The organism is Micromonospora sp. WMMD735 (assembly GCF_049178995.1).
Taxonomy (GTDB): Bacteria; Actinomycetota; Actinomycetes; order Mycobacteriales; family Micromonosporaceae; genus Micromonospora; species Micromonospora wenchangensis.
In genome coordinates, this window is record NZ_JBMHMJ010000002.1 from 829440 (window position 1) to 847834 (window position 18395).

Consider the following 18395-nt stretch of genomic DNA (forward strand, 5'->3'; position numbering starts at 1 on the left):
ACGGGCACCGCGCTGCGGCGGCCGACGCCCACCACGCCGCCGGTGCCGGACCGCACGCCCGGCCCGGCCGGCTGGCGGGTGGAGCTGCGCCGGGCGTACGAGGTGGTGGCCCTGGTCGGCCTGGTGGTCACCCAGCCCCTGCTCGACGTGCTCGGGCGCAGCCCCGACTTCTTCCTGTTCCACCGGGCCACCAGCGGGGACGTCCTCACGCTGGTGGCGGTGGTCGCGTTGGTACCCGGTGCGGCGGTGGTGCTGCTCGGGGCGGCGACCCGGCTGGCCGGCGTCCGGGTCCGGGCGGGTGTCCACACGGTGGTCCTCGGGCTGCTGCTGGCCGCGTTGGCGGTGCAGGTGGGCCGGCAGGCGACGCCGCTGCGGGGCGTACCGCTGCTGGTGGTGGCGGCGCTGGTCGGGGCGGGTGGGGCGGCGGCGTACCGGCGCTGGTCGGTGCTCGGCCGGGTGTTGCGGGTGGCGGCCCTCGGACCGCTGGTCTTCGTCGGGTTGTTCCTGTTCGCCTCGCCGGCCTCGGCGGTGGTGCTGCCCCGTGCGCACGAGGGCGTCGCCGGGGAGGCCGGGCCGGGTTCCCACCCGCCGGTCGTCATGATCGTCCTGGACGAGTTGCCGCTGGTCTCGCTGCTCGGCCCGGACGGGCGGATCGACGCGACCCGCTACCCGAACTTCGCCGAGCTGGCCGGCGGGTCGACCTGGTACCGCAACGCCACCGGGGTCAGCGGGTGGACGCCGTACGCGCTGCCGGCGATGCTGACCGGACGGTACCCGTCGAACCCGTCCGCCCCGCACTACTCGCAGTACCCGGACAACCTCTTCACCGCCCTCGGCGGCCTGTACGACATCCGCGCCCAGGAGAGCATCACCCGGCTCTGCCCGCCCAGCCGGTGCGACCAGCCGGTCGCCCCCGAGCAGGGGCTCGGCGTGCTGGTACGGGAGAGCGGCGCGCTGCTGGGCCGGATCGCCGCCCCGGTGGACAGCCGCATCGACCCGCAGGAGTCGTACCGGGAGCAGACCGCCGCCGAGGTGGGCCTGGACGCCGCCGAGCCGGTTCCGGCCGACCCGACGTTCCGGTGGGACAGCCTGAACGACAACCAGCCGGCGCGGTTCACCGGTTTCCTGGCCGGGCTGCGCCCGTCCGACCGGCCGACCCTGCACTTCCTGCACCTGCTGATGCCGCACCCGCCGTGGGCGTACCTGCCGTCGGGTGCGCGCTACGACGCGCCGGACGACCTGCCCAACGACGGTGCCGGCTGGGTGGAGCTGGCCCGGGCCCGGCACCTGGCCCAACTGCGGTACACCGACCGGCTGGTCGGCGAGACGCTGCGTACGCTGCGCGCCACCGGCCTGTACGACAGGTCGCTGGTCGTGCTCACCGCCGACCACGGGGTGAGCTTCACCCGGGACTGGCAGGGCCGGGGGATGGACGCGATCACGCACGCGCCCGGCGAGGTGGCCTGGGTGCCGCTGTTCGTCAAGCAGCCCGGCCAGCGCGCCGGCCGGGTCGACGACCGCAACTGGGAGCACGTGGACCTGCTGCCCACCATCGCCGACGAGGTGCACGTGCGGGTCCCGTGGCGGCTCGACGGGCGCTCGGCGCAGCAGCCGCCCCGGGAACGGACCGAGAAGTACTTCTACGACCGGCCCGGTGAGCGGGTGGTCCTTCCCGGCGGGGTGCCCGCCCGGCCCGTGCCGCCCGCCCCCCATCCGCTGGTCGGCACGACGGTGGGGGAGAAGCCGTCGGGTGGCACCGCGTCGGTGGCGCACCTGGGCGCGTTCGACCACGTCGATCCGGCGGCGGGGGAGCTACCGGCCCTGGTGTGGGGTTCCGTGCCCCCGCAGGTGCCGGACGGCACGCTGCTCGCCGTCGCCGTCAACGGCCGGATCGGCGCCGTCGTCCCGGTGGTGCCGCAGGACAAGGGGGGCCGGCGGTTCGCCGCGTTCCTCCCCGACGACCATCTGTTCCGGGCCGGCGCGAACCGGTTGGACATCTACCGGGTGGGTCCCGGCGACACGCTGCGCCGGTTGACCCTTTCCTAGGCTTTTGTCAGACTTCGCCGCTTAATGTCGCACCGTTCCCGGTGTCCGGTCGCGGGTGACCCGCCCGCCCCGGCACGGGTTTCCGCGCCGCCGGGCCGGGAAACGGGTGACGCATACCTCACCGCAGAACCACGGCGGGCGGTATCCCCGCGACCGCGATTACGGTAAAAGCGAAGGCAATTCAACGAAGATTCGCCGGCGAAGCGAGGAACCACATGACGGAAGTGAAGCTCGACCACCCCGGTGGGCAGCTTTCGATGCCGGTGCAGGGCGCGGTCGAGGGCCCTGCGGGCATCGGGGTCGGTAAGTTGCTCAAGGAAACCGGAATGACAACGTACGACCCCGGTTTCGTGAACACCGCCTCCTGCTCTTCCGCGATCACCTACATCGACGGTGACGCGGGCATCCTGAGGTACCGCGGTTACCCGATCGACCAGCTGGCCGAGAAATCCTCCTTCCTGGAGGTCTCGTACCTGCTCATCTACGGTGAGCTGCCGACCCAGCAGCAGCTGGCCGAGTTCAGCGAGCGGATCCGGCGACACTCCCTGCTGCACGAGGAGATGCGCCGGTTCTTCGACGGCTTCCCCCGGGACGCCCACCCGATGGCCGTGCTCTCCTCGGCGGTCAGCGCCATCTCCACCTTCTACCAGGACAGCCTGGACCCGTTCGACTCCGAGCACGTGGAGATGTCGACGGTCCGGCTGATGGCGAAGGTCCCCACCATCGCCTCGTACGCCTACAAGAAGTCCATCGGTCAGCCGCTGCTGTACCCGGACAACTCGCTGGGCTACGTGGACAACTTCCTGCGGATGACCTTCGGCGTGCCCGCCGAGCCGTACGAGGTCGACCCGGTGGTGGCCCGGGTGCTGGACATGCTGTTCGTCCTGCACGCCGACCACGAGCAGAACTGTTCGACCTCCACCGTCCGGCTGGTCGGCTCCAGCAACGCCAACCTCTTCGCCTCGGTCTCGGCCGGGGTGAACGCCCTGTTCGGCCCGCTGCACGGCGGGGCGAACCAGGCCGTGCTGGAGATGCTGGAGAAGATCGACGCCGACGGCGGCGACGTCGCGTCCTTCGTCCGCAAGGTCAAGGACAAGCAGGACGGCGTGAAGCTGATGGGCTTCGGCCACCGGGTCTACAAGAACTACGACCCGCGGGCCGCCATCGTCAAGAAGGCCGCCCAGGACGTGCTCAACCGGATGGCCAAGCCGGACCCGCTGCTGGACCTGGCCATGCAGCTGGAGGAGATCGCGCTCGCCGACGACTTCTTCGTGTCCCGCCGGCTCTACCCGAACGTGGACTTCTACACCGGCCTGATCTACAAGGCCATGGGCTTCCCCACGAAGATGTTCACGGTGCTGTTCGCGCTCGGCCGGCTGCCCGGCTGGATCGCCCAGTGGCGCGAGATGATCAGCGACCCGGAGACGAAGATCGGCCGCCCCCGGCAGATCTACACCGGTGCGCCCGAGCGGGAGTTCACCGCGATCGCGCAGCGCTGACCCCGGTCACGACGAAGGCCGCCGAACCCGCTGGGGGTCGGCGGCCTTCGTCGTTGATGCTGCGGGCTCAGCGCAGGCCGGCGGCGACGAGCAGATTGCCGGCCGGGATCGGGGCGGTGACCCGGCCGGTGGCCATCCGCTGCTCGGCGCGCTGCGCGGTGAACGCGGCGTCCCCGGCGATCGCCGAGGCGTACGCCGTCGCCGTGCGCGCGGCGATCGCCGACCAGCCGTACTGCTCGTGGACCATGGCGCGGGCCCGGCGGGCGAGCACCCGGGCCCGCTCCCGGTCGGACAGCACCGCGTGCACGGCCTCGGTGAGGTCGGCCGGGTCCTCCGGGGCGAAGGTCACCCCGGTCACCCCCGGCTCGACGATCTCGGCCAGCCCGCCGGTCTCGGCGACCGCGAGCGGCGCGCCGGCCGCCGCCCCCTCCAGGGCGACCATCCCGAACGGCTCGTAGATGCTGGGCACCGCGAAGCAGTCCGAGGCGGCCATCACGGCCGGCAGGTCGGTGCCGCCGAGGAAGCCCGGCATGGCGACCGTGTCGCCCAGCCCGAGCCGGTGCACCTCGGCCTCCAGTTGGGCCTTGTACGGCCCGTCGCCGACGATCACGGCGCGCAGGCCGGGGTGCCGCTCGCGCAACCGGGGCAGGCCGGCGAGCAGGTGCTGGACGCCCTTCTCGTAGACCAGCCGGCCGGCGAAGGTGACCAGCGGCCCGTCCCCGGCGAACCGGGCGCGGGCCGAGGTGACCGCCGAGGCGGGCACCTTCCACCGGTGCGGCTCGACCCCGTTGGGCACCACGTCGACCCGGCCGATCGGCACGTCGAACAGCGCGTTGACCTCGTCGCGCATGTACCCGGAGCAGACGATCACCCGACCGGACTCGGCCGCCAGCCACTGCTCCACCCCGTGGATGGTGCGGTTCATCTCGCCCGGCAGCCAGCCCTGGTGCCGGCCGGCCTCGGTGGCGTGGATGGTGCTGACCAGCGGCACGTCCAGGTGCGCGCGCAGCGTCATGGCGGTGTGCGCGACGAGCCAGTCGTGGGCGTGGATCACGTCGTACGCGCCGGACTCGGTGGCCCGCAGGGCGGCCCGGGTCAGGGTGTGGTTGAACGCCATCGTCCAGGCCAGCAACGACTCGGTGGCCAGCGGGAAGGTCACCGGGTCCTCGGCGGCCCGGACGATCCGCACGCCGTCGGCGTACTCCTCCAGCGGCGCGCCGTCGGTGTGCCGGGTGACCACGGTGACCTCGTGCCCGGCGGCGGCCAGCGCCACCGACAGGGCGTGCACGTGCCGGCCGAGCCCGCCCACCAGCACCGGCGGATACTCCCAGGACAGCATCAGGATGCGTCGGGTGCGCGGGGGCACGCCGGAGTCGCCGCCCTGCTGGGGAAGCTGGGGCCGGAAGGTGGGGGTGGGCCGGCAGGTCCGGTCCACAGCGGTCGCGAGCTGGTCGCTGACCCGCAGGGTGGTCACATCAATCTCCGTCCATGCGCACGCGATCACGCCGGCAACGGTGACGGCGGGAGGGGGCGGTGGTGGGGTGGCCGAGGGCCCAGTGGCGACGTGCCCGCGCGGGCGCGTCGCGTCTAGCAAAGGGCATCACGCGGCCCGGCGCATCTCGAAAGGGCCTATCGTGACGGACGACACCCGACGGTGCGTGACCCCTCGGACGGGCGGTTGTCGGGCGTCGTCCGAACGGGTGGGTTGGCCGGACCGGCCGCGGGGCATTAGCGGCGTGCGCACCGGTGGTCTGCCGACCCGGCCGGTGTGCTCATGATCATGGGCCGAAGGAGCGACATGCAGGTCTGGCCGGGTGAGCGTTACCCCCTGGGCGCCACCTATGACGGGATGGGCACCAACTTCGCGATCTTCTCGGAGGTCGCCGAGAAGATCGAGTTGTGCCTCTTCGACGAGTGGGACATCGGCACCGAGCGCCGGGTGGAGCTGCGCGAGGTCGACGCCTACGTCTGGCACGCCTACATCCCCGGCGTCGAGCCCGGCCAGCGCTACGGCTTCCGGGTGCACGGGCCGTGGAACCCGGCCGAGGGACTGCGCTGCAACCCGCACAAGCTGCTGCTCGACCCGTACGCCAAGGCGGTCGACGGGGAGGTCGCCTGGGACCCGGCGGTCTACGACTACGAGCTGGGCGGTGACCCGGACCGGATGTCGGCCACCGACTCGGCTCCGTTCATGCCCAAGTCGGTGGTGGTGAACCCCTACTTCGACTGGGGCAACGACCGGCCGCCGCGCACCCCGTACCACCACTCGGTGATCTACGAGGCGCACGTGCGCGGGCTGACCATGCGTCACCCCGGCATCCCGGAGGAGCTGCGCGGCACCTACGCGGCGATCGCCTCCCCGGTGATGATCGACTACTTCCGGCAGCTCGGGGTGACCGCGATCGAGCTGATGCCGGTGCACGAGTTCGTGCACGACCACCGGCTGGCCGACCTGGGCCTGCGCAACTACTGGGGCTATAACAGCATCGGCTTCTTCGCCCCGCACCACGGCTACTCGGCGCTGGGCCGCCTCGGCCAGCAGGTGCAGGAGTTCCGGGGCATGGTCAAGGCGCTGCACGCCGCCGGCATCGAAGTCATCCTCGACGTGGTCTACAACCACACCGCCGAGGGCAACCACCTGGGCCCCACGCTGAGCTTCAAGGGCGTCGACGCGCCCAGCTACTACCGGCTGTCCGAAGAGGACCGTCGCTACTTCGTCGACTACACCGGCACCGGCAACAGCCTCAACGTGCGCAGCCCGCACTCCCTCCAACTGATCATGGATTCGCTGCGCTACTGGGTGACCGAGATGCACGTCGACGGGTTCCGCTTCGACCTCGCCGCCACCCTGGCCCGCGAGTTCTACGAGGTCGACCGGCTGTCCACCTTCTTCGAGGTGGTGCAGCAGGACCCGGTGGTCAGCCAGGTCAAGCTGATCGCCGAGCCGTGGGACGTCGGCCCCGGCGGCTACCAGGTCGGCAACTTCCCGCCCCTGTGGACGGAGTGGAACGGCAAGTACCGCGACACGGTGCGCGACTTCTGGCGCGGCGAGCCGGCCACCCTGGCCGAGTTCGCCTCCCGCATCTCCGGTTCGGCCGACCTCTACCAGGACGACGGCCGCCGCCCCTTCCACAGCATCAACTTCGTCACCTGCCACGACGGGTTCACCCTCAACGACCTCGTTTCGTACAACGACAAGCACAACGAGGCCAACGGCGAGGAGAACCGCGACGGCGAGGGCCACAACCGGTCGTGGAACTGCGGCGTCGAGGGGGAGACCGACGACCCCGGCGTCACCGCGCTGCGGGCCCGGCAACGACGCAACTTCCTGGCCACCCTGATGCTCTCCCAGGGCGTGCCGATGCTCGGCCACGGCGACGAGCTGGGCCGCACCCAACGCGGTAACAACAACGCCTACTGCCAGGACAGCGAGCTGGCCTGGGTGGACTGGGAGCACGCCGACGACGAGCTGCTCGACTTCGTCAGGCGGCTCACCGACTTCCGCAACCGGCACCAGGTGTTCCGCCGCCGCCGGTTCTTCACCGGCCTGCCGGTGGCCGGCCGCACCGCCGAGGCGGGGCTGCCCGACCTGGCCTGGTACACCCCCGACGGTCGGGAGATGACCGGCGAGGACTGGGGCAACGACTTCGGCCGCTCGGTGGCCCTGTTCGTCAACGGCGACGGCATCCCCGAACGCGGCCAGTACGGTCAACGGCACCGCGACTCCTCGTTCCTGCTCTGCTTCAACGCCCACGACGCGCCGCTGGACTTCACCCTGCCCGGCGAGGAGTTCGGCCAGCGCTGGGAGTTGGTGATCAGCACCGCGGAACCGCAACCGGAGAAGCCGACGGTGGTCGAGGCGGGCGGCGCGGTCTGCGTGCCGGACCGCTCCCTGGTGGTCCTGGAGAGGACGGTCTGACATGCCCGCACAGCCCCGACCCGACTCGACGGCGACGATCGGGTCGACCTACCGCGTCCAGGTCCGACCCGGCTTCGACCTCGACACCACCGCCGCGCTGGCCGACTGGCTCGCCGACCTGGGCGTCACCCACCTCTACACCGCGCCGCTGCTCACCGCCGCCCCCGGCTCCGCGCACGGCTACGACGTGGTCGACCACCGCGCGGCCAACCCCGAACTGGGCGGGGAGGCCGGCCGGCAGCGGCTGGTCCGGGCGTTGCGGGCGGCCGGGCTCGGCCTCGTCGTCGACATCGTGCCCAACCACGCCGGGGTCGCCCAACCGGCGGCCAACCCGGCCTGGTGGGACGTGTTGCGCCGGGGCCGGGCGTCGGCGTACGCCGACTGGTTCGACATCGACTGGGAGCGGGGCCGGCTGCTGCTGCCGGTGCTCGCCGACAGCCCCGACGCCGTCGACGACCTCAAGCTGGTCGACGGGGAGCTGCGCTACCACGAGCACCGGTTCCCGGTCGCCGACGGCACCGCCGACGGCAGCCCCCGCGAGGTGCACGACCGGCAGCACTACGAGCTGGTCTCCTGGCGGCGTGGCGACACCGAGCTGACGTACCGCCGGTTCTTCGCCGTGTCCGACCTGGCCGGGCTGCGGGTGGAGGATCCGGCGGTCTTCGACGCCACCCACGCCGAGGTGCTGCGCTGGGTGGCCGCCGGCGAGGTCGACGGCATCCGGGTCGACCACCCCGACGGCCTGCGCGACCCGGCCGGCTACCTGGCCCGGCTGCGCGCCGCCGCCCCGCACGCCTGGCTGGTGGTGGAGAAGATCCTGGAGTACGGCGAGGAGCTGCCGGACTGGCCGGTCGACGGCACCACCGGCTACGACGCGCTGGCCGCGGTCTGCGGGCTGTTCGTCGACGGGCGCGCCGAGGGCGACTTCACCGCCCTCGACGCCCGGCTCACCGGCCGGCACACCTCGTGGCAGGACCTCACCCACGCCACCAAGCTGGAAGCGGCCACCCGGCTGCTCGCCGCCGAGCTGGGCCGGCTCGCCGCCCTCGCCCCCGAGCTCGACCGGGACGCCACCCGGGCGGCCCTGGCGGAGTTGGCCGCCTGCTTCCCGGTCTACCGGGGTTACCCGCCGCACGGGGCCCGGCACCTGGCCGCCGCCCGCGCCGAGGCGGGTCGTCGCCGGCCCGACCTCACCGCCACCCTCGACGCGGTGACCGCCCTGCTGCGGCGTCCCGAGCACGAGCTGGCCGCCCGGTTCCCGCAGCTCACCGGCGCGGTGATGGCCAAGGGGGTGGAGGACACCGCCTACTACCGGTGGAGCCGGTTCGTCGCGCTGAACGAGGTCGGTGGCTCACCGGCCCACTTCGGGGTGCCGCCGGCGGAGTTCCACCGGTTCGCCGCCGCCCGGCAGGTCCGGTGGCCGGCCAGCATGACCACGCTGTCGACCCACGACACCAAGCGCGGTGAGGACGTCCGGGCCCGGCTCGCCGTGCTCGCCGAGCTGCCGGCCCGCTGGGCGGAGCAGGTCGGCGACTGGACGGCCCGTGCGCCGCTGTCCGACCCGGCGTTCGCCCACTTGGTGTGGCAGACCGCCGTGGGCGCCTGGCCGATCGACCGGGAGCGGCTGCACGCGTACGTGGAGAAGGCGGCCCGGGAGGCGTCGGTGTCGACGAGCTGGGCCGACCCCGACCCGACCTTCGAACGCGACCTGCACGCCCTGGTCGACCGGATGTACGACGACCCGCAGTTGCACGCCGAGATCACCGGGTTCGTCGACGGGATCACCCCGGCCGGCTGGTCCAACGCGCTCGGGCAGAAGCTGGTGCAGCTCGCCATGCCCGGGGTGCCTGACACCTACCAGGGCACCGAGTTGTGGGAGAACTCCCTGGTCGACCCGGACAACCGCCGCCCGGTCGACTTCGCCGTACGCCGGGAGCTGCTGGCCCGGATCGATGCCGGTTGGCAGCCGGCGGTGGCCGCCGACGGCGCGGCCAAGCTGCTGGTGGTCTCCCGCACGCTGCGGCTGTGCCGCGACCACCCGGAGCTGTTCGCCGGTTACCGGCCGGTGGCCGCGCACGGGCCCGCCGCCGCGCACGTGGTCGCCTTCGACCGGGGTGGTGCGATCGCGGTGGCCACCCGGCTGCCGGTGGGGCTGGCCCGCGCCGGCGGCTGGCGCGACACCCGCCTGTCGTTGCCCGGCAACAGTGTTACCGACGTGTTCACCGGACAGGTCTACAGTGGGTCTGAGCTGCTCCTTCATGATCTGCTGAAGACCTATCCGGTGGCTCTGCTCGCGCCCACCGCCCTGCTGGCTCCCACCGACCCCGTGGAGGCTGCCGCATGACCGAGTTCACCGTCTGGGCGCCCGACGTCGCCCGGCTCCGGCTGCGCCTGCCCGGCGTCGCCGACCACGACATGCGGGCCGGGCCGAACGGGTGGTGGCGGGTCGAGGTGCCCGACGCCGGCCCCGGCACCGACTACGCGTTCCTGCTCGACGACGAGGACACCCCGCTGCCCGACCCGCGCTCGGCGTGGCAGCCCGCCGGGGTGCACGGGCCGAGCCGGCGCTACGACCACGCCGCCTTCACCTGGACCGACCAGGGCTGGACGGGCCGGCAACTGCCCGGCAGCATCCTCTACGAGCTGCACGTCGGCACGTTCACCCCGGAGGGCACCTTCGACGCGGCGATCGCCCGCCTCGACCACCTGGTCGACCTCGGTGTCGACCTGATCGAGCTGCTTCCGGTCAACGCCTTCAACGGCGAGCACAACTGGGGCTACGACGGGGTCTGCTGGTTCGCCCCGCACGAACCCTACGGCGGGCCGGACGGGCTGAAACGGCTGGTCGACGCCGCCCACGCCAAGGGCCTGGGGGTGATCCTCGACGTCGTCTACAACCATTTCGGGCCCTCCGGGGCCTACGCGCCGAGCTTCGCGCCCTATCTGAGCGAGCAGAGCAACCCGTGGGGCCGCACGGTCAACCTTGACGGCCCGCACTCCGACGGGGTACGCCGCTACATCATCGACTCGGTGCTGATGTGGCTGCGCGACTACCACGTCGACGGCCTGCGGCTCGACGCCGTGCACGCGATGCCCGACTCCCGGGCCACCCACGTGCTGGAGCAGCTGGCGGTCGAGGTGGAGTCGCTTGCCACCCACCTGGGCCGGCCGTTGTCGCTGATCGCCGAGTCCGACCTCAACGACCCCCGGCTGATCACCGCCCGGGAGGCGGGCGGCTACGGCCTGCACGCGCAGTGGAACGACGACGCCCACCACGCCCTGCACACCCTGCTCACCGGGGAACGGCAGGGCTACTACGGCGACTTCGGTTCGCTGGAGTGCCTGACCGACGTGCTGACCGGGGCGTTCTTCCACGCCGGCACCTGGTCCAGCTTCCGCAACCGCACCCACGGCCGCCCGGTGGACCGGCACACCGTCCCCGGGCACCGGTTCGTGGCGTACCTGCAGAACCACGACCAGGTCGGCAACCGCGCCACCGGCGACCGGATCTCCGCCGGGTTGTCGCCCGCGCTGCTGCGGGTCGGGGCGATGCTGCTGCTGACCGCGCCGTTCACCCCGATGCTGTTCATGGGGGAGGAGTGGGCGGCCAGCACCCCGTGGCAGTTCTTCACCAGCCACCCGGAGCCGGAGCTGGCGGCGGCGGTCGCCACCGGCCGGCGGCGCGAGTTCGCCGCGCACGGCTGGCCGCCCGGTGACGTGCCCGACCCGCAGGACCCGCAGACCTTCCTCCGGTCCCGGCTCGACTGGGCCGAGCTGGACAAGCCCGAACACCGCGAGATGTACGAGTTCTACCGGCGGCTGATCGCGCTGCGCAAGAGCCGGGCCGACCTGTCCGACCCCCGGCTGCACCGGATGGAGGTACGCCACGGCGACCAGTTCCTGGTGATCCGCCGGGGCGGGTGCCTGGTGGTGGCGAACCTCGCCGGCCGGCCGCAGCGGGTCACCCTGCCCGGGGTGGCCCGTCGGGTGCTGCTCACCACCGGGGAGGGCGTCACCGTGATGCGCGACCGGGTGGAGTTGCCGGCGGAGACGGCGGCGATCGTGGCGCTCTGACCGCGCCGGCGTGCGGCCCGGTCCCGAGTGGGGCGCGCGTGGTGTTCGGCCTGGCGTCCGGTGCCTGAGCCGGCCTCGCGATGGGTCGCTGCCGCGGCCGCTTCGGCGGGGAGCGGGACGGTGCCTGTCCCGCGACCGACCGTCACGCTGGGTCACTGGTGCGGCGGACGGTAGTGTGGGTGAGGGATATTCCTGTCCGTCATGTTTATGCCTGTGTGTCATAAGCCCGAGTGCAAACATGTACTCCCCGGGCCCGACCTCGTATCCGTCCGCGCGCAGGCACCCGGGGCACCGCCGCATAGGCGGGCCGCTCAGGAGCCTCCAGAAACTCTGGGCGGGCAGTACGCCTACGAGGCGGTTACGCCGTCGGCCAGATAGATCGGGATGCGACGAGTGCGCGCGCGAATAGCGGCTCTCACCCGTGGAGCGACGTTGTCGGGTAGGCGTTGTGTGGCGTCATCAGGTGCGAAGAAGCCGGCACTCTCGATCTCCTGCTCCGGCAGGGTGAAACCGCGGTGCCGGGTGATGGTCCCGCCGTCGAAGGTGAAGTGGACGAGGGCACGCGGCCGTTGCCCGGCGGGCGATGCCCAATCTACGACCAACAGCTCTCCCACCTCCACCGTGATGCCGAGTTCCTCTCGGGCTTCGCGGGCGCATGCCTGGTGCGGATACTCATCCTGTTCCACGTAGCCACCCGGGAAGGCCCAGTGATCGCGGTAGGTGGGCTTGACCAGGAGGACGTCGCCCACCGCGTCGGTGATAAAGGCAGCCGTGGCGGCATGGAAAGCGGGGAGTTTCGCGTACCAGGTGCTGGGCTCCGTCCACGTCACCTGTGTGACGTTAGCCGGAGGCGTCGAGGTGAGCTTGCTTTACCTCAGCGGGGGCCCGAGTGCGGGTGCGACTGCGGCGTTGGTGCGAGTGTGCGGAGTAGGTCGTGGACGTCGGCTGCCGCTCGGTGAGGGCTTAACGCGGCGGTTAGTTCCTGGACGCGCTGCGTCACCCGGGCGGAGCAGACCTGCGGCGCGTGTCGTGCTGTCTCCCGGCCCCAGTTGCAGGCAGCGTCGATGTCTCCGGCCTGAGCATGGGCCAGTGCGATCAGGGTGCTGTGTAAGACGCGCGTTCGGGCATTCGGGCTGGCGAGGGTGATCGCGTCGGACGCGTGCCGCAGCGCCTGCCGGTGCAGACGTAGATCACTGAGACACTTCAGGGCAGTGCCAGCGAGGTGGGCCGGGCTGAAGTAACTGACCCAGTGGGGCCGATCCTCCTTACACATTCGATCGACAGCCTGCTCTGCCTTTACCAGCGCTGTTCGACAGGCCCTCCTATCCCCAGAGCGGCCGTACGCGCTGGCGGCTGTGGCGTAAAGCCTGGCGCGGATTGCTGCGGGGGCGCGTCCCGCCCCGTCGAGGGCTGCCTCGGCGAGTCGGGTGGCGTCTCGGGTGTGCCCGAGGTAGATGGCCTGAGTGGCGAGGTTTGCGAGGAGATGCGCGCCGTAAAGGCGGTCACCTGCGGCTCTGGCAAGCCGTAGGGCGATGGTGACGTGGTGTTGGGCGACGCCGTGTTCACCCGCGTCGTAGGACATGAAGGCGAGTTGACCGCAGAGCGTTGCACTGGCACGCATGAGGTCGCGTCCGACAGTATCCGCGTACGCCCCGTTCAGCATAGGAAGTACCTGTCGGGCGAGGAGATCGGCCATGAGCGCGCGGGTGTATGGGGAGCCTCCACCGTGGCGTCGGTCGAGGTCGGCGAAATGCTCAGCGAGGAGGTGCAGCGGTTGAATGTCAGCAACCGTGAGCGACGGCTCCCCTTGGCGGGTCACCCTGGTGTCGGGAAGGTCGTATCGCCAGGCGAGCGCGGCCTGTAGGGCTGCTCCGCTGTGGAATTGGTTTTCGGTCGGTGAGCTGATCCGTTGGGCGAGTAACGTCCACAACCCTCCGGCAGCCTCGATGGCATCGCGGATAGTCGGAGGGTAGGTTGCGTCCCCAAGGTCGGTGCCGACGAACCCGAGTTCCGTGATGTTGACGGGGCGGCCGAGTCTCCGCGCGATCGTCTCTGCCATGGCCAACTGCACATGCTCAGCCGGCCGACGTCCACGAAGCCACCAGTAGACGCTGGCCGCGTCGTAACGCCAACTGCCCTGAGCTCGGCCCGCATGGTTGACCTGCCGGGCGAATGCTGCATGAGCGCCGCCGTAGCCAGCAGCGGACAGCAGCGTGTCCAGGGCCTTATTGGTCACCGACCGCACCATTCATTTACTCCCGGGGATCAACTGGCTACCTAAAGCTACGAGCTTAGAGGGGGAGTTGCCGCGGCAGGGAGCCACGCAAGCCCGCACAACCCGAGGTACGGGCAGCGCAATCGCGCACAAGACTCGTCATCTGGTCCGTCGACCAGCGATCGACTTCGCTGAAGCCCATCAGAGAAGCCGGCGCTATCGACGGAGGTGGGCATGCGGGAGCAGGGGAGCGATCCGGTCGTGAGTCGGGGAGAGCAGATCGAGGCTGCTGAGCACGAGGCTGCCAAGCGGCGCATTCTCGCGCAGGCCGAGGCGGAGCGGATACCCGTGGCGGACACGACCCGCGCCGTGCCGGATCGGCGGTGGCGGCGTGAACGGTGACGACCTTCCGGTCGGGCGGCGGGTGGCGCGCTGGCGGGTGCGCCGTCGGATGAGCCAGCAGGTCTTGGCCGACCGGCTCGGCAAGTCGAAGAGTTGGGTGGACAAGGTCGAACGCGGGGTCCGCACACTGGACCGGTACTCGGTGATCCAGGAGATCGCCGAGGTGCTGCGGGTCGATCCGGCGCTGCTGCTCGGCACCCGGCTGCCGTCGTCGGGCCGGACCGACGAACTGGACGGGGTGGACGGGCTGCGCGCCGCCCTCGCCCGCTACGACCTCACGGCGGGGGCGGTGTCGGCGGCAGAACTGGAGCGGCACGTCGCACACGCCTGGATGACCTACCAGCACGCACACTACGCGCAGGTGGTGCGGGCGCTGCCGGGGTTGCTCGACGCCGCCCGCAGCCGGCACGCGACAGCGCCCGAGGGGGCGGCGGAACTGCTGGTGCGGACGTACCGGCTCACCTCGGCGGTGCTGGTGAAGCTCGGTGCGGCCGACCTCGGGTGGTTGGCCGCCGACCGGGCGGTGGCCGTGGCCGGTGCCGATCCGGCACTGGCGGGAACGGCGGCGGTGGCGGTGGGGCAGGCGCTGCGCGCGCTGGGCCGTGGGCGGTTGGCGCTCGCGGTGACGGTGGCCGCCGCGCGCCGCGTCGCCCCGAGGCCGGTACGCGACGCCCCGCCCGGGCGGCAGGCCCTCTGCGGAACGTTGCTGCTCCAGGCCGCCCTGGCCGCCGCCGAGCACGGTGACCCCCGTCGGGCCGACGAGTTGATCGACCTGGCTGCCGGTATCGCCACCCGGGTCGGGGCCGGCGGCGACCTGCACCACGGTGATTTCGGGCCGGTCGCCGTCGAGTTGGCCCGGGTGGTGGCGGCGATCGAGGTGGGCGATGCCGGCGAGGCGGTCCACCGGCACGAGCAGATGGTCCGTCGGGAGGGTTGGCGGCTCCTGCCGGCCGAATACCGCGCTGCCTACCTGGTCGATGCCGCGCGGGCGTACCTCCAGGTCGGCGACCTGTTCGGGGCCGGTCGGGTGCTGACCGAGGCAGACGGCATCGCGCCGGGCGAGGTGCGGTGCCGGCCGATGGCCCGTACGGTGATCGCCGAGCTGGCCCGGGGGGCGGCCGACGGCGGCCGGCGTCGCGCGACTGGCCACGCTGGTCGGCCTCACCACCCGGTGACCGGGGCTGCCTGCGGAGGTGGCCCGGCCGGTCCGACCGGCCGGGCCACCCTGCGGGAACCGGCGGTTACAGGGTGACCTGCCGGCCGCCGAGGGTCACCACGAGCCGTCCGTCGGAGGCGAAGGACCACCCGATGGCCCCGGTGTACGACGCGCAGCGCGAGCCGTTGCTGCCGGTCCAGAACTGGTTGGAGCTGTCGCTGTTGCCGACGATCTTGTCGTTGGACCCGCTGCCGCTGCGGCACGAGGTGTTGTTCCGGAACACCGAGCTGCCGCCGTCGAACGAGAAGTTGCGCTCGGTGTTGTCGATGCCGAGGTTGTTCGAGACGGTCATCGAGCCGAGGTTGCGGTTGTAGGTGAAGCCGTGCTTGCCGTTGCGGAAGGCGATGTTGCGCCGCACGATGTGGTTGACCCCGATGTCCTCGCCGCCGAGCTTGTAGCCGTTGCGGTCACCGTTGCCGTTCTGGGTGCCGTTGCTGAGCGTCCCGTTGTTGTAGGCCAGGGAGTCCTCGATGGTCACCGGGCCGATCGGGCCGGTGTCGGTCTTGGTGTAGAGGTCCCAGCCGTCGTCGATGTTGTTGTGGGACACCGCGTACCGGAAGATGTTGCCGGTGCCGACGGTGAGTTTCGCGGCGAAGCCGTCGGCGTCCTCACCGTCGGAGTCGGCGTTGTCGTGCGACTCGGCGCTGAGCACCAGGTTGTTCGACGGCCACTGGTCGCGGGGGGTGCTGGAGGCGATCCGGGAGAGCTGGAGGCCGCTGTCCCGGTTGAACCGGGTCACCGTCCGTTCGATGATGTTGTTGCTGCCGCCGACGAAGATCCCGTTGTCGCCCGCCCGCTCCACGATCAGGCCCTGGACGTGCCAGTACGACCCGTTGAGGGCGAGCCCCCGGTTGGCCGGGTCCTCGCTCATCGCCGAGAAGTTCAGCACCGGCTTCTCGCCCGGGTAGGCGAACAGCTTCTTGCGGGCGCTGGCGGTGCCGTTGTTGCCCGGTTCGACGGTGACGGTCTGCGCGAGCTGGTAGGTCCCGGCCCGCACGTAGATCGTCCCACCGGCGGGGACGCGGATGATGGCGGCGGCGAGGGTGGTCGGGTTCGCCTGGGTGCCGGCCGCGCCGGCGCTGCCGTTGGTCGCCACGTACAGGGTGCTGCCGCTCGGCGGGGGCGTGGTGGGTGGCGGTGGGGTCGTGGGGGGCGGGGTGGTCGGCGGGGGCGTGGTGGGCGGCGGGGTGGTCGGGGGTGCGGTGGTCGGGGGCGGCGTGGTGGGCGGCGGCGTCGTCGGGGGTGCGGTGGTGGGGGTGGTGCCGCCGCAGGCCACCCCGTTGACCGCGAAACCCGTCGGGGTCGGGTTGCTGCCGGTCCAGGTGCCGTTGAAGCCGAACGTGACCGTGCCGTTGGTGCCGACGGTGCCGTTGTAGTCGGCGTTCGCCGCGCTGACGGTGTCGCCGCTCTGGCTGAACGTGGCGTTCCAGCCCTGGTCGACGCGTTGCCCGGCGGTGAACGACCAGGTGGCCGCCCAGGAGCTGATCGGGTCACCGAGGTTGGTGAGGGTGACGCTCGCGGTGAAGCCGCCGGACCACTGGCTGGCCACCGTGTAGTCGACCCGGCAGCCGGCGGCGGCCTGGGCCGCGTTCGCGGTGACCACCGCGCCGGCGGTGGTGAGCGCCGTCGCGGCGACCGCGGAGATCCACCACGCCGTACGGCGCTGGCGAAGGATCATGGTTCTCTCCTGTGGATGTGGTGAGGGGGCCCGCGCGCAGGATCGGCGACACCGGTGCCCGGCGGGGGCGGGGCGGGCGGGCCCGCCCTACAGGCCCGTCCCGTCAGGGATCGCTCGCGCCGGATCAGCCCGGATCGTCGGACGCGAGGTGGTGCCGGCGGGACGACCGGGGCCGTACCCGACGCGCTGACCAGTCAGTACGAGCAGGTAAGCGCTTTCTTGCCACGGTACTGACCGTTCTCGATGCCGTCAATCGGGCGGCGGTCCGCCTCCACCCTGGGGAGGAGGCGGCCTCCGACCGGCGGCCACGACCGGGGCCCCCGGTCGGACGCGGTCGGGCCACCCGCCGACGAACGTCTACAGGCATGACTGACCTGATGTCCCGGGCGGCCCGACGGCACCGCCCCCTGGTTCTGCTCACCGCCGCGATGGCGGTGCTCGCCGTGGTCACCGCCGTCGGCACGCTCGCCGATCCACGGATGCTCACCGGCGCGCCGATCTGGCTCAAGCCGTTCAAGTTCTCGGTGTCGTTCGTGCTCTACGCGGCCACCCTCGCCTGGATGCTGGCCCAACTGCCCCGCCGCAGCCGGGCCGCGGAGTGGGCGGCCGGCGCGGTGGTGGCCACCGCCCTGATCGAGATGGTGGTGATCGTCGGACAGGTGCTGCGCGGCACGACCAGCCACTACAACGAGACCAGCCCGTTCAACGCCGCGCTCTGGCAGGTGATGGGCGCGGCCGTCATGGTGCTGTTCGTCGCGCACGTCGTCGTCGCCGTCACCCTGCTGGTGCGGCGGGCCGGGGACCGGGCCACCCGGTGGGCGATGGGGTTCGGACTCGGCGTGTCCGCGCTGGGCATGCTGGTGGCGGTGCCGATGACCCAGCCCGGCCAGGCACCGGCCGACGCCGGGATCAGCGGGGCACACAGCGTCGGGGTGCCCGACGGCGGGCCGGGGCTGCCGATCCTCGGCTGGAGCACCACCGGGGGTGACCTGCGGATCGGGCACTTCGTCGGGCTGCACGCCCTGCAGGCGCTGCCGATCCTGGCCTTCCTGCTGCGCCGCTACCTGGGCCGGTGGCTCGACGAGCGGGACCGGGTCCGGCTGCTGGCCGTCGCGGGCACCGGGTACGGCGTACTCACGCTGCTGTTGACCTGGCAGGCGCTGCGCGGGCAGCCGCTGCTGCGGCCGGACCTGACCACGCTGGCCGCGCTGGCCGCCCTGCTGGCCGCGACCGCGCTCGCCGTGGCGGCGGTGGTGGCGTCCCGGCGTCGCCCGGAACTGGCGCTGGCCGCGTGACCACCACCCACCCGGCGGGCCCGGCGCCGGCCCCCGTTCCGTAGGCTGATC

12 protein-coding genes are annotated in these 18395 nt (G+C 72.0%); 8 read left to right on the forward strand and 4 right to left on the reverse strand.

From position 1 onward, the window contains the following. Positions 1 to 12: 12 nt before the first annotated feature. Positions 13 to 2046 carry a sulfatase-like hydrolase/transferase gene (locus ACN268_RS03610; protein ID WP_421486797.1) on the forward strand — a complete coding sequence of 678 codons (2034 nt, stop codon included), beginning with the start codon at positions 13 to 15 and terminating at the stop codon, positions 2044 to 2046. 215 nt (positions 2047 to 2261) lie between these two features. Beyond that, positions 2262 to 3545, forward strand: a complete 1284-nt coding sequence (locus ACN268_RS03615; RefSeq protein WP_421481709.1) for a citrate synthase — start codon at positions 2262 to 2264, stop codon at positions 3543 to 3545. A gap of 67 nt (positions 3546 to 3612) precedes the next feature. On the opposite strand, the gene ACN268_RS03620 is transcribed toward ACN268_RS03615, so the two are convergent. After that, a complete protein-coding gene (locus tag ACN268_RS03620; RefSeq protein ID WP_421486798.1) occupies positions 3613 to 5019 on the reverse strand; it encodes a glycosyltransferase family 4 protein in 1407 nt (468 codons plus the stop codon). A gap of 324 nt (positions 5020 to 5343) precedes the next feature. Between ACN268_RS03620 and glgX the strand changes: the two genes are divergently transcribed. The 3 genes from glgX to treZ are packed head-to-tail and all read left to right on the forward strand — an operon-like array spanning position 5344 to position 11538. Beyond that, entirely contained in the window at positions 5344 to 7464 is a 2121-nt protein-coding gene (glgX, locus tag ACN268_RS03625; protein WP_421481710.1) for a glycogen debranching protein GlgX, read from the forward strand. A 1-nt stretch (position 7465) separates the two neighbouring features. Next, entirely contained in the window at positions 7466 to 9808 is a 2343-nt protein-coding gene (treY, locus tag ACN268_RS03630; RefSeq protein ID WP_421481711.1) for a malto-oligosyltrehalose synthase, read from the forward strand. Then, on the forward strand, positions 9805 to 11538 hold the full coding sequence (gene treZ / locus ACN268_RS03635; protein ID WP_421481712.1) for a malto-oligosyltrehalose trehalohydrolase: 1734 nt from the start codon (positions 9805 to 9807) through the stop codon (positions 11536 to 11538). The genes treY and treZ overlap by 4 nt, the downstream gene beginning before the upstream one ends. A 347-nt stretch (positions 11539 to 11885) precedes the next feature. Here the strand turns inward: treZ and ACN268_RS03640 are convergent, their stop codons facing one another. Together ACN268_RS03640 and ACN268_RS03645 are read right to left on the reverse strand one after the other, a co-directional pair. Further along, entirely contained in the window at positions 11886 to 12368 is a 483-nt protein-coding gene (locus ACN268_RS03640; protein ID WP_421481713.1) for an NUDIX domain-containing protein, read from the reverse strand. A 44-nt stretch (positions 12369 to 12412) separates the two neighbouring features. Then, complete coding sequence (locus ACN268_RS03645) at positions 12413 to 13774, reverse strand: hypothetical protein (RefSeq protein ID WP_421481715.1); 1362 nt, start codon at positions 13772 to 13774, stop codon at positions 12413 to 12415. A gap of 213 nt (positions 13775 to 13987) precedes the next feature. On the opposite strand from ACN268_RS03645, the gene ACN268_RS03650 reads away from it, so the two are divergent. Together ACN268_RS03650 and ACN268_RS03655 are read left to right on the forward strand one after the other, a co-directional pair. Then, positions 13988 to 14155, forward strand: coding sequence for a hypothetical protein (locus tag ACN268_RS03650; protein ID WP_421481716.1), 168 nt, complete (start codon positions 13988 to 13990; stop codon positions 14153 to 14155). Further along, positions 14145 to 15407, forward strand: coding sequence for a helix-turn-helix domain-containing protein (locus ACN268_RS03655; RefSeq protein ID WP_421481717.1), 1263 nt, complete (start codon positions 14145 to 14147; stop codon positions 15405 to 15407). Before ACN268_RS03650 ends, ACN268_RS03655 begins: the two co-directional genes overlap by 11 nt. On the opposite strand, the gene ACN268_RS03660 is transcribed toward ACN268_RS03655, so the two are convergent. After that, the gene (locus ACN268_RS03660) at positions 15397 to 17049 is read right to left on the reverse strand and encodes a cellulose-binding domain-containing protein (protein WP_421481719.1); all 1653 of its coding nucleotides are present in this window, start codon (positions 17047 to 17049) and stop codon (positions 15397 to 15399) included. The genes ACN268_RS03655 and ACN268_RS03660 overlap by 11 nt on opposite strands. A 365-nt stretch (positions 17050 to 17414) precedes the next feature. Between ACN268_RS03660 and ACN268_RS03665 the strand changes: the two genes are divergently transcribed. Then, positions 17415 to 18344 (forward strand): hypothetical protein, encoded by a 930-nt coding sequence (locus ACN268_RS03665; RefSeq protein ID WP_421481720.1) that lies wholly within the window; start codon positions 17415 to 17417, stop codon positions 18342 to 18344. Positions 18345 to 18395 lie beyond the last annotated feature (51 nt).